General features: G+C 69.2%; 9 protein-coding genes and 1 tRNA gene. 5 read left to right on the forward strand and 5 right to left on the reverse strand.

The features are described 5' to 3' along the window. Positions 1-115: 115 nt before the first annotated feature. The 3 genes from EJ105_RS20450 (at position 116) to EJ105_RS20460 (ending at position 2,031) form a co-directional block, all read left to right on the forward strand. Positions 116-787 carry a biosynthetic peptidoglycan transglycosylase gene (locus EJ105_RS20450; protein ID WP_250167784.1) on the forward strand — a complete coding sequence of 224 codons (672 nt, stop codon included), beginning with the start codon at positions 116-118 and terminating at the stop codon, positions 785-787. A 167-nt stretch (positions 788-954) separates the two neighbouring features. Next, positions 955-1,509: a septation protein A gene (locus tag EJ105_RS20455; RefSeq protein ID WP_250167791.1), complete on the forward strand. Its 555-nt coding sequence runs from the start codon at positions 955-957 to the stop codon at positions 1,507-1,509. Positions 1,510-1,584: 75 nt separating this feature from the next. Beyond that, positions 1,585-2,031 carry an RrF2 family transcriptional regulator gene (locus EJ105_RS20460; RefSeq protein WP_024281239.1) on the forward strand — a complete coding sequence of 149 codons (447 nt, stop codon included), beginning with the start codon at positions 1,585-1,587 and terminating at the stop codon, positions 2,029-2,031. Between the two features lie 72 nt (positions 2,032-2,103). Here EJ105_RS20460 and EJ105_RS20465 read toward each other — a convergent pair whose 3' ends face one another. From EJ105_RS20465 to EJ105_RS20485, 5 genes are all read right to left on the reverse strand, one after another. Beyond that, positions 2,104-3,270 (reverse strand): ABC transporter permease, encoded by a 1,167-nt coding sequence (locus EJ105_RS20465; RefSeq protein ID WP_024281238.1) that lies wholly within the window; start codon positions 3,268-3,270, stop codon positions 2,104-2,106. A 1-nt stretch (position 3,271) separates the two neighbouring features. After that, positions 3,272-6,001, reverse strand: a complete 2,730-nt coding sequence (rbbA, locus tag EJ105_RS20470; protein WP_250167785.1) for a ribosome-associated ATPase/putative transporter RbbA — start codon at positions 5,999-6,001, stop codon at positions 3,272-3,274. After that, positions 5,998-7,050: an HlyD family secretion protein gene (locus EJ105_RS20475; RefSeq protein WP_250167786.1), complete on the reverse strand. Its 1,053-nt coding sequence runs from the start codon at positions 7,048-7,050 to the stop codon at positions 5,998-6,000. Before EJ105_RS20475 ends, rbbA begins: the two co-directional genes overlap by 4 nt. A 137-nt stretch (positions 7,051-7,187) precedes the next feature. Next, on the reverse strand, positions 7,188-7,994 hold the full coding sequence (locus EJ105_RS20480; protein ID WP_250167787.1) for a DUF72 domain-containing protein: 807 nt from the start codon (positions 7,992-7,994) through the stop codon (positions 7,188-7,190). A gap of 25 nt (positions 7,995-8,019) precedes the next feature. Then, positions 8,020-8,484, reverse strand: a complete 465-nt coding sequence (locus tag EJ105_RS20485; protein ID WP_024281234.1) for an Lrp/AsnC family transcriptional regulator — start codon at positions 8,482-8,484, stop codon at positions 8,020-8,022. Between the two features lie 168 nt (positions 8,485-8,652). Here EJ105_RS20485 and EJ105_RS20490 point away from each other — a divergent pair, with 168 nt between their 5' ends. Then, the gene (locus tag EJ105_RS20490; RefSeq protein ID WP_394042564.1) at positions 8,653-11,091 is read left to right on the forward strand and encodes a 1-deoxy-D-xylulose-5-phosphate synthase N-terminal domain-containing protein; all 2,439 of its coding nucleotides are present in this window, start codon (positions 8,653-8,655) and stop codon (positions 11,089-11,091) included. 192 nt (positions 11,092-11,283) lie between these two features. Continuing rightward, positions 11,284-11,373, forward strand: a tRNA-Ser gene (locus EJ105_RS20495). The last annotated feature ends 117 nt before the right edge of the window (positions 11,374-11,490 follow it).

Consider the following 11,490-nt stretch of genomic DNA (forward strand, 5'->3'; position numbering starts at 1 on the left):
GTGGCTGAGAAGGGCAAGGTGGGAACGCCCGGGCGGGGCGCACCGTTGACGGGGGCCACCGGGTGCCCCAACCAGGGGGCAAGGTCAAGCCGCATGGCGGCGGGGAGGGCTGGGGATGATCCGTCTGGTGCTTCGGGTGGTGCTGGTCCTCGCCGCCCTCCCGCTGCTGCTCTCCGTCCTCTACAACGTCGTCAATCCGGTCTCGACGCTGATGATCGGCCGCTGGATCACCGGTGAGCGGGTGGAGCGCGTGTGGACGCCCATCGAGAAGATGTCGCCAGCGCTGGTGCGCACCGTCATCGCCTCGGAGGATGCGAGCTTCTGCCAGAACATCGGCATCGACATCGGCGAGCTGCGCGAGGCGCTTGAGAAGGCCGACGATCTGGAGGAGACCCGCGGCGCCTCCACCATCCCCATGCAGATCGCCAAGAACCTGTTCCTCTGGCCGGGGCGGGCCCTCATCCGCAAGGCCATCGAGATGCCGCTCGCCATCTGGCTCGATCTGGTGGTGAGCAAAAGGCGGCTGATCGAGATCTACCTCAACATCGCCGAATGGGGGCCGAACGGGGAGTTCGGCGTGCAGGCCGGGGCGGAGCGCGCCTTCGGCATCCCGGCGGCGCAGGTGGACGCCCGGCAGGCGGCGCTGCTGGCGGTGATGCTGCCCAATCCCCACCGGCGCGATGCTGGCAACCCCACCGCCGGCGTCCAGCGGCTCGCCGCCCGGTTGCAGGCGCGGGTGCCGAAGGAGGGGCCGGAGCTGGTCGCCTGCCTCGGTCCGCTGCGCTGAACCCGCGCGCGGCTTGATTGTTGGCCCGACACGCGCCACATGGGGGACGTCGCGCCGTTCCGGCTGAACCGCCGGGATCGGCGGTATTTTTCTCCTGCCGGCCCGCCTGAATGACCCAATCACAAGCTCCAGTGCCCGCGCCCGCCTCCTCCCCCGCCCCCCGCAAGATGAGTCCGTGGCTCAAGATCGGCCTGGAGATCGGCCCGCTGGTGCTGTTCTTCATCGCCAACGGGCGCGGCGGCATCTATGTGGCGACCGGCGTCTTCATGGTGGCGACGCTGCTGGCGCTCGGCGCCATGTGGGTGCTGGCGCGGCGCATCGCGGTGATGCCGCTGGTGTCGGCGCTGGTGGTCATGGTGTTCGGCGGCCTGACGCTGTGGCTTCAGGACGACCATTTCATCAAGCTGAAGCCGACCATGGTGAATGCCCTGTTCGGCGTGCTGCTGCTGGGCGGGCTCTATTTCAAGAAGCCGCTCCTGCCGTACGTCTTCGACGGGATGGTGAAGCTCACCGACGAGGGCTGGCACAAGCTCACCATCCGCTGGGGCATCTTCTTTCTGGTGATGGCGGTGCTCAACGAGATCGTCTGGCGTTCGGTCTCCACCGACACGTGGGTCACCTTCAAGACCTTCGGCTACCTGCCGATGACCTTCGCCTTCGCCATCGCCCAGGCGCCGCTGATGAGCCGATACGAGCTGAAGGACGGCTCCAGCGGCAAGTGACGCCGCCCCGAATTTCACGTGGCCGCCGTTGACGGCGACGCGCGATGTCCCCATAAGCCCGAAAGAGGGCGCTCCATGCTGACGAAAAAGGGAAAATACGGTCTCAAGGCGGCGGTCCACCTGGCGCGTCTGCCGCCCGGCGGCTCCACGCAGGTGGCTGACATCGCCGAGGCCAACAATATCCCGAAGAAATTCCTCGACGTGATCCTCGGCGAGCTGCGCAACGCCGGCTTCCTCTCGTCCAAGAAGGGCAAGCTCGGCGGCTACCGGCTCGCCAAGGCGCCGGACGACATCATCGTCGGCGAGATGATCCGCGCCCTCGACGGGCCGCTGGCGCCCTTCCCCTGCGCCAGCCGCAACGCCTACGAGCCGTGCGAGGATTGCGACATCGCCACCTGCGAGGTGCGCCTGCTCATGGTGCGGGTGCGCGACGCCATCGGCACGGTGCTGGACACCTACACCCTCGCCCAGATGCGCGACCTCTCCCAGGAGCAGCTCGCCTCCTTCGTGGATTACATCTGAAGCCCGCGCGGCGCTTGAGCGAAGGCAACGCCCAGAGCCCGCGCGGCGCCTGAGCGAGGTCGAGCCCCTTCCTCACTGCTGCGCGGCGAGGAAGGTGCGGAAGCGGGCCAGCGCTACGGCGAAGAACAGGGCGCCGATGCCGAAGGTGGCGGCGAAGCGCGGCCACACCGTTTCCAGCCCCGCGCCCCGGTAGAGTATGGCCTGCGCGAAGGCCACGAACTGGGTGGAGGGCGAGGCCTGCATGGCCACCTGCAGCCATTCGGGCATGCTCTCCAGCGGCGTGAACCCGCCCGACAGCATGTTCATGGGCAGCACCACGAGGAAGAACAGCAGCCCGAACTGCGGCATGGACCCGGCCAGCGTGCCGAGGAAGATGCCCAGCGACGCGGTGAAGAAGAGATAGAGCGCGGCACCGGCGAGAAACAGCGGGATCGAGCCCGCGATGGACACGCCCAGCACCCATTTCAGCACCGCGATGAGGCTGACGAGGGTGGCGACGAGGATCACCGCGCCGTTCGCCACCACCTTCGCCAGCATGATCTCGGAGGGGCGCACCGGCAGCACGAGCAGATGCTCCAGCGTGCCGTGCTCGCGCTCGCGGATCAGCGCCGCGCCGGCGAGCAGCACCGAGAGCATGGTGATGTTGGTGATGAGGCCCATGGTGCCGGTAAACCAGGAGGATTCCAGCCCCTGGTTGAAGGCGGCACGGATCTGGAGATTGACCGGGCTCGCCACCCCTTCCGAATGACGCAGGACGAAGCGGTTCACCTCGGTCTGGAAGATGGCGGAGATGTCGTTGGCGCCGAGGCCGGCCTGCATCAGCGCCGTGGCGTCGATGAGCAGTTGCACCTCGGGGCTGCGTCCGGCCAGCACGTCCGCCTGGAAGTTGGGCGGGAAATTCAGCACGAAGGTGTAGCGCGCCGCGTCCATCATCGGGTCCACGTCCTGCGGGGCGATGGGCACCGGGCGCTGGAAGGAGGGCGGCAGCAGCGCGTCGAGAATGGCGTTGGAGAGGGCGGAATTGTCCTCGTCCACCACCGCCACGGCGGCGCGGTTGAGATCGTGCTTCATGCCGTTGGCCTGCAGCACGATGGCGACGGTGAAGGCATAGACCACCAGCACCAGCAGCGCCCGGTCGCGCCACAGGCCGAGCAGTTCCTTGCCCACCAGCCAGTGGACGTTGGCCAGCGGCAGGCGGCGGGGGGCGGGGGCTTTCGCGGAGGGGGCGGGCGCGGCCATGTCAGGTCTCCTGCTTGCGCAGGATGAGGAAGGCGATGGCCAGCAGCGCCGGCCAGAAGGCGGCGGTGGCCATGACGAACGGCAGAAGCTCGGTAAAGCTCAGCCCCTTGGTGAAGGCGCCCACGCTCACCCGCATGAAATAGGTGGTGGGAAAGAAGGTGCCGAGCACCCATCCCCCGCCCTCCAGCGAGGCCACCGGCTGGAGCATGCCGGAGAACTGGGTGGCGGGCATCATGGTGCCGATGGCCGTGCCGAACAGCGCCGCCACCTGGGTGTTGGTGAGGGTGGAGGAGACGAGCCCGATGGCGGTCGTCGCCAGCACATAGGCGAACGCCCCCAGCGCCAGCCCGAGGAACGAGCCCTTCAGCGGCACGCCGAACAGGAACAGCGCCATCAGCACCATGACGACGAAGTTGAACAGCGCCACCCCCACATAGGGCGCCTGCTTGCCCAGCAGGAATTCCAGCTTCGTCACCGGCGTGACGTAGAGGTTGGTGATGGAGCCCAGCTCCTTCTCCGTCACCACGCCCAGCGCGGTGAGGATGGCCGGGATGAAGATGAGCATCAGCGCGATGTTGGCCGGCACCATGGCATCGAGGCTGCGGAAGGACTGGTTGTAGCGATAGCGCATCTCCAGCCCCGCGAAGGCGGAGAAGCTGCGCCCTGCCGCCTGCGCCGCGTCGGCGAGGAACATGGTGTGCACCGCCTCCACATAGCCCTTGATGGTCTCGGCCCGGAACGGCATGGCGCCGTCGATGGTGACGAGCACTTCCGTCTGCCGGCCGGAGCGCAGATCGGCGCCGAAGTTTGGCGGCAGCTCGATGGCGAAGGCGATGGCGTTGGATTTCAGCCGCTGGTCGAGGTCGTCCGGCGAGGCGAGCGGCGGCTGGATGCGGAAATAGGTGGAGTGGGCGAAGCCGTCGATATAGGCGCGACTTTCCGGCGTCTGGTCGCGGTCGAGCACGGCGAAGCGCAGCTTGTCCACGTCCAGCGTGATGCCGTAGCCGAAGATGATCATCAGGAAGGCGGTGCCGAGCAGCGCGAAGGCGAGGCGCACCGGATCGCGCTTCAGCTCCAGCGTCTCGCGCCAGGCGTAGGCGGCGAGGCGTCGGGGCGAGAAGGCGGCTGGCTTTCCCGCCGGCCGTGGCTGGGGCGGCGGCAGGCGCGCCTCGGTGCCGGCGGCGCGGCCGCCCATCTCCATATAGGCGACGAATGCCTCTTCCAGGCTCGCCGCGTGCTGCGCGTCCTTCAGCGCCTGCGGCGTGCCGGTGGCGATGACGCGGCCGGCGTGCATGAAGGAGATGCGGTCGCAGCGCTCCGCCTCGCCCATGAAGTGGGTCGAGACGAAGATGGTGACGCCCTCGTCGCGGGAGAGCCGCTGGAGGTGGTCCCAGAAGCCGTCGCGGGCCACCGGGTCTACGCCGGAGGTGGGCTCGTCGAGGATCAGCACCTCCGGCTCGTGCAGCACCGCCACCGCCAGCGACAGGCGCTGGCGCACGCCGAGGGGCAGGCCGTCCGAGAGGTCGTCGAGATGGTCCTTGAGATCGAAGGTGGCGACGAGATCGGCGATGCGCTTGGCCGCCGCGTCCTCCGGCAAGGCGAACAGGCGGGCGTGCAGCTCCAGATTCTGCCGCACGGTGAGCTCGCCGTAGAGCGAGAAGGCCTGCGACATGTAGCCGACGCGCCGACGCGTCTCGATGTCCTTCGGGTCCACCGGCACGCCGAACAGCAGCGCCTCGCCGGAGCTTGCCGGCAGCAGGCCGGTGAGCATCTTCATGGTGGTGGACTTGCCGCAGCCATTTGAGCCGAGGAAGCCGAAGATCTCGCCGCGGCGGATGGTGAAGCTCACATCGTCCACCGCCACGAAATCACCGAAGCGACGGGTGAGGCCGCGGGATTCGATGGCCACCGGCGCGTCGGCCGGAATGGCCGCGACCGGGAGCGCGGCGTCGCCGTCGCCGCGCTGGCCGTCCGGCAGCAAGGCGATGAAGGCGCGCTCCAGCGTCGGCTGGCCGGTGCGGGCCAGGTGCTCGGCCGGGCTGCCATCGGCGAGGATGCGGCCATTGTCCATCAGCACCACGCGGCCGAAGCGGGCGGCCTCCTCCATGTCGGCGGTGGCGACAAGGAGGGTGAGGTGCGGGCGGTCGGCGCGGATGGTGTCCACGAAGTCCCAGAACTGCCGGCGGGAGAGGGGATCGACGCCGGTGGTGGGCTCGTCCAGCAGCAAAAGGTCGGGGTCGTGCACCAGCGCGCAGCACAGGCCGAGCTTCTGCTTCATGCCGCCGGAGAGCTTGCGCATCAGCCGGTCGGCGAACGGGTCGAGGCCGGTGGCGGCGAGCAGGGGCGCGACGCGGGCGCCCTTGGCCGCCGCATCCTCGCCGAACAGGCGGGCGAAGAAGGCGATGTTCTCGGCCACCGAGAGGTTGGGATAGAGGTTGCGCCCCAGCCCCTGCGGCATGAAGGCGATGCGCGGCTGCGCCTCTTCCCGCGCGCGGCGGGACGCGAAGTCCGCCCCCAGCACCTCGACCTTGCCGGTCTGGATGCGCTTCGCCCCGGCGATGAGGCCGAGGAGGGTGGACTTGCCCACCCCGTCCGGCCCGACGAGGGCGACGGCGGAGCCTTCGGCGATGGTGAGGTCCACCCCGTCCACCGCGCGCGTCTTCCCGTAGGCGTGGTGGATGCCGGTGAGCCGGACGGCGTCCGGGAGTGCCGCCGGAGCGGCCTCGCTCACGGTTTGGCTCCCGCGTCCTTCGTCCCCGTATCCTTCGCTCCCGCGTCCTTGGGCGCATCGGCGGCGTCGCGCACGAGGTCCGAGTCGAGCCAGGCGGGCCATTGGGCGGCGGGATCGAGCCGGACGTAGCCGACGCCGGTGACGCCGGTCTTCACATGGTCCAGATACTTCTCCACCAGCGGCCGGGCGACGCGGAGCTTCACGCGGAACATCATGCGGTCGCGCTCGCGCTGGGTTTCCACCTGCTTGGGGGTGAACTGGGCGCGAGCCGAGACGAAGGAGACGGCGGCCGGCACCGCGCGGTCGGGCAGCGGCTCCAGCATCAGCCGCGCGGGGGTACCGAGGCCGATGCGCCCGGCGTCGGCGGCGGGCAAGAAGATGGTCATGTAGACGTCGGAAAGGTCGATGAAGGTCAGCACCTTGCCGCCGGCGCCCAGCACCTCGCCCGGCTCGGCGAGGCGGTAGATGACCCGGCCGGACTTGGGGGCGATGAGGGTGCCGTCGGCGACGAGGCGCTTCAGGCGGTCAACCTCCGCTTCCGCGGCGCGGATGGCGCTCTCGCTCGCCGCGAGGCTCGACTGGGCGGCGGCGAGCGCCGCGGCGGCGGTGAGCTTTGTGGTGCGATACTGGTCCACCTTCTGCTCGGTGGCGAAGCCCTTGGCGACGAGGGTTTCCTGCCGCTCCAGCTCCTTGGTGGCGAGGTCCAGCTCGCCCTTCCTCTGCTCCACCACATGCATGGCCGTGTCGCGGGACTGGCGCGCCTGCGCCGCCTGCGCGTCCGCCGTGCGCAGGGCCGCCTCGAGGTCCGAGACGTCGATGTGCGCGATGACCTGCCCCTGCTTGATGAAGTCGCCTTCCTCGGCGAGCACGTCGAGCAGCCGGCCGGGGGCCTTGGTGGCCACGTCCACCTCGGTGGCCTCGATGCGGCCGTTGCCCTCGGCGAAGCCGGGGGGCAGGGCGCGGCTGCGGTGCGCGAGATACCACGCCCCGGCGCCGCCTGCGGCCGCGAGGGCGACGATGACGGCGAGGATGGCAAGGGAGCGCTTCATAGGGACACCTTCAGGGGGCTGGCACGCCCCCGCGATGCCGGTGGAGGATGGCACTCCCGCGGGGCGTCGGGAACCGTCTCTGCATCATCTCTTTACCGCAGTGCACACATCCGGCGTTGATTGAGGTCAACGGCTGTTCACTCGCCGTCCACCTGCCGCTGCAAGGCGATGGCGCCGGCCGGGTTGCGCACTTTCGCACCGCCGATGAGGTAGAGGAAGACATCGCGCTTTTCGGTCTTCCTCACCTTCGCCTTCAGCGGTGTCCCCACCTGCGGCAGGCCCTCGGGCACCGCACCTCCCTCCCATGCCTTCGCCGCCTTGGCCCAGCGCGCGAGGTCGGCGGCCTCATAGCCGGTCTCGATCGCCTCGGCGGTCTGCTGGAGCCGGGCATAGGTGAAGTCCGCCGTCAGGTCGGCGATGGCCGGATAGGTCTCGTGATCGGCGAAGACGATGGCGACGCCATGCTTCCGTGCCAGCTCCACAAACTCGGGCACGGCGAAGGAGGGGTGCCGCACCTCCAGCGCGTGGCGCAGGGCGATCCCTTCGTGCGTCTTCGGCAGCAGGGCCATGAAGGCGGCCATGTCGTCCGGGTCGAACGCTTTCGTCGCCGCGAACTGCCAGTTGATGGGGCCGAGCCGGTCGCCCATCTCCACGATGCCGCTGGTGATGAATTTGCCGACGCTCTCCTCCGCTTCCGCCAGTACGCGGCGCTGGGTGACGTAGCGCGTCGCCTTGAGTGCGAACACGAAGCCGTCCGGCACCTGCCGCGCCCAGTCGGCGCAGGATTTGGCGGAGGGCGTGCGGTAGAAGGTGCCGTTGATCTCGATGGTCTTCAGCACGGATGCCGCGTGGGGCAGCTCCTTCGCGTGGGGCAGGCCTTCCGGATAGAAGACGCCGCGCCACGGCTCGAACGTCCAGCCGCCGATGCCGACGCGTATGGCCATCTGATCCTCCTTGCGCGTCCGGCCGTCACGGCAGCGGCAGGACGTGGGAATATTTCACCTGTTCCAGCGCGAAGGAGCTTTCGATGGAGGCGATGCCGTCGAGCCGCGTGAGCTTCTCCTTCAGGAAGCGCTCATAGGCGTCGAGATCGGCCGCCACCACCCGTAAAAGGTAATCGCGCGGGCCGGTCATCAGATAGCATTCCAGCACCTCCGGCCAGCCCCGAATGGCGGCGGAGAACGCATCCAGCGCCTCCTCCTGCTGGCGCTCCAGCTTGATGGAGACGAACACGCTCACCGGCAGCCCGGCCTTGCGCTGGTCCAGCACCGCCGCATAGCGCGAGATGAGCCCTGCCTCCTCCAGCGCCTTCACCCGCCTGAGGCACGGCGAGGGGGAAAGCCCCACCTCCCCGGACAATTCCGCGATGCTCTTGCGGCCATCCGCCTGCAGGACGGCGAGGATCTTTCGGTCGATGGCGTCGAGGCGCATGATCCTGCTCCATTGGCTGCGTTCCGCGGCATTTTATGGCTCAAGTCGCGCCAAGGTAAGGCCGATTCGACCGGAAACGCCGCTCCGCCCACGCTACAATCGGGTTGCGGCGGGTGCTCCGGCCCGCCCGCTGAAGAAGAAATCGCCGAAGACACACGCCGAGGAAACGCCATGGCCTCCCCCCGTTCCGCCGCTCCCGCACTCCGCACCCCGCCCGCGCCGCCCTCGACCGCCGATCTCGCGGTGCTCGGCGAACTGGAGAAGAAGGTGCTGTGGCTGGCGAGCTGGATGATCCACAACGCCAACCATCTCAGGCCCGGCACCGACGGCCTGAAGGTGGGCGGCCATCAGGCTTCCTCGGCCTCCCTCGCCGCCATCATGTGCGCGCTCTATTTCCATGTGCTGCGCCCTGAGGACCGGGTGGCGGTGAAGCCCCATGCGAGCCCCATCTTCCACGCCATCCAGTATCTCCTCGGCCGGCAGGACCGCGCACGGCTGGAGAATTTCCGCGGCTTCAAGGGCGCGCAATCCTACCCCTCGCGCACCAAGGATGCCGACGACGTGGACTTCTCCACCGGCTCGGTGGGCCTCGGCGTGGCGCAGACGCTGTTCGCCAGTCTGGCGCAGGATTACGTCCACGCCCACGGCCTCGCCGGCGACCGGCCCAAGGGGCGGATGATCGCGCTCGTGGGCGATGCGGAGCTGGACGAGGGCAACGTCTTCGAGGCCCTTCTGGAGGGCTGGAAGCACGAGGTGCGCAACACCTGGTGGATCATCGACTACAACCGCCAGAGCCTCGACGGCGTGGTCCGCGAGGGTCTCTACGAGCGCTTCACCGGCATCTTCGAGGCCATGGGCTGGCAGGTGGTCGTGCTGAAGTATGGCACGCTGCAACAGGCCGCCTTCGCCGAGCCGGGCGGGGAGGCCCTGAAGCGCTGGATCGACACCTGCCCGAACGCCGAATATTCCGCGCTCACCTTCCAGGGCGGCGCGGCCTGGCGAAAGCGCCTGATGGACGACCTGGGCGACCAGGGCGAGGTCTCCGCCCTCATCGCCCGCCGCTCGGACGCCGAGCTGTCCGCGCTGATGACCAATCTCGGCGGCCACGACATCGCGTCCCTTATCGCCGCCTTCGACGCCATCGACCACGACCGGCCGGTGGCCTTCCTCTGCTACACGGTGAAGGGCTTCGGCCTGCCGCTGGCCGGCCACAAGGACAACCACGCCGGCCTCATGACTCCGACCCAGATGGAGGCGCTGCGCGCGTCCATGGACGTGGGCGTCGGGCGCGAATGGGAGCCCTTCGAGGGGCTGAAGCGCCCTGAAGGCGAGCTGCGCGCCTTCCTCGATCGCGTGCCCTTCGCGCAGGGCGGTCCGCGCCGCTATACGGACCCCGCGCTCGCCGTGCCGGCGCTCGCCCCGCCGCCCAATCCCAGCATTTCCACCCAGGCCGGCTTCGGCCTCATTCTGCAGGATCTTGCGAAAGGCGAAAGCCCGCTCGCGGATCGCATCGTCACCACCTCGCCGGATGTGACCGTCTCCACCAATCTCGGGCCGTGGGTGAACCGGCGCGGCCTGTTCGCCCATGAGGCGCTGGCCGACGTGTTCCGCCGCGAGCGCATCCCCTCCACCTTCGCCTGGGAATTCTCGCCCACGGGCCAGCACATGGAACTCGGCATCGCCGAGATGAACCTGTTCCTGACCCTCTCGGCCTTCGGCCTCTCCCATTCCCTGTTCGGCGCCCGACTCGTGCCGGTGGGCACGCTCTACGACCCCTTCATCTGCCGCGGGCTCGATGCGCTGAACTACGCCTGCTACCAGGACGCCCGCTTCATCCTCGTCGCGACCCCCTCCGGCATCACGCTGGCGCCCGAGGGCGGGGCGCACCAGTCCATCGCCACCCCGCTCATCGGCATGGCGCAGGACGGCCTCGCCGCCTTCGAGCCGGCCTTCGTGGACGAGCTGGCGGTGCTGATGGAATTCGCCTTCGACTATGTGCAGCGCGACGGCGAGGGCTCCGCCGACGAGCGCAACTGGCTGCGCGACGAGACCGGCGGCTCGGTCTATTTCCGCCTCTCCACCCGCCCGCTGGAGCAGCCGAAGCGCGTCTTCACCGACGCGCAGAAGCGCGCCATCGTGGACGGCGCCTATTGGCTGCGCGAGCCCGGCCCCAATTGCGACGTGGTGATCGCGGTGCAGGGGGCGGTGACGCCCGAGGCCATCGATGCCGTGGCGCTCATCGCCGAGGACCGGCGCGACGTGGGCCTCCTCGCCGTCACCTCCGCTGACCGGCTGAATGCCGGCTGGACCGCCGCCGCCCGCGCCCGCGAGCGCGGCTTTGCCGGGGCGCAGAGCCATGTGGAGCGGCTGCTGTCGGCCTTGCCGCGCCATTGCGGGCTCGTCACCGTCATCGACGGGCATCCCGCGACGCTGGGCTGGCTCGGCGCCGTCGCCGGCCACCGGGTGCGGGCGCTGGGGGTGGAGCATTTCGGCCAGACCGGGACGCTGGCCGACCTCTATGCCCACTACGGCCTCGACACCGCCGCCATCGTCGCCGCCGCCCAGGGCATCTCCTCCGGCCGGCCGCTGCGGCACCTGAAGGCGGTGTGAGCGGTACGCTTCGCCCCATGGTGGCGCTGGACTCTGGGGGGGCCCCGCTCCGGCCGCGCAGATCGGTTCATGTTCCCGCGACGGACCTGCGCGCGACCGCTTGTCCTTCGCCCCAACGTCCGCTAGAAGCGCACGACCACGCCACCGGCGTCCTGGATTTCCCTCGCGGAACTCCTCCGGCGCCGGCTCTGCGGAGAGGTGGCAGAGTGGTCGAATGCACCGCACTCGAAATGCGGCATACGGGCAACCGTATCGGGGGTTCGAATCCCTCCCTCTCCGCCACTTCAGTCCCTGAGTGGGCACTGCGCTTACGCCGCCGCCCGACACCAGCGCCTGAAGCAGCTGGGTCTTCGATCCCATGATCCGAACCTCGCCGTCCGCGACCTCGACACGCTGGGC

The organism is Xanthobacter aminoxidans (assembly GCF_023571765.1).
Lineage (GTDB): Bacteria > Pseudomonadota > Alphaproteobacteria > Rhizobiales > Xanthobacteraceae > Xanthobacter > Xanthobacter aminoxidans.

What these genes read in the sequence shown, in the direction of transcription:
- EJ105_RS20460 (WP_024281239.1), top strand. Translation starts at nt 1,585, where the DNA reads ATGCTGACGAAAAAGGGAAAATACGGTCTCAAGGCGGCGGTCCACCTG.
- EJ105_RS20480 (WP_250167787.1), bottom strand. Translation starts at nt 7,994, where the DNA reads ATGGCCATACGCGTCGGCATCGGCGGCTGGACGTTCGAGCCGTGGCGC.
- EJ105_RS20465 (WP_024281238.1), bottom strand. Translation starts at nt 3,270, where the DNA reads ATGGCCGCGCCCGCCCCCTCCGCGAAAGCCCCCGCCCCCCGCCGCCTG.
- EJ105_RS20490 (WP_394042564.1), top strand. Translation starts at nt 8,653, where the DNA reads ATGGCCTCCCCCCGTTCCGCCGCTCCCGCACTCCGCACCCCGCCCGCG.
- EJ105_RS20475 (WP_250167786.1), bottom strand. Translation starts at nt 7,050, where the DNA reads ATGAAGCGCTCCCTTGCCATCCTCGCCGTCATCGTCGCCCTCGCGGCC.
- EJ105_RS20450 (WP_250167784.1), top strand. Translation starts at nt 116, where the DNA reads ATGATCCGTCTGGTGCTTCGGGTGGTGCTGGTCCTCGCCGCCCTCCCG.
- EJ105_RS20455 (WP_250167791.1), top strand. Translation starts at nt 955, where the DNA reads ATGAGTCCGTGGCTCAAGATCGGCCTGGAGATCGGCCCGCTGGTGCTG.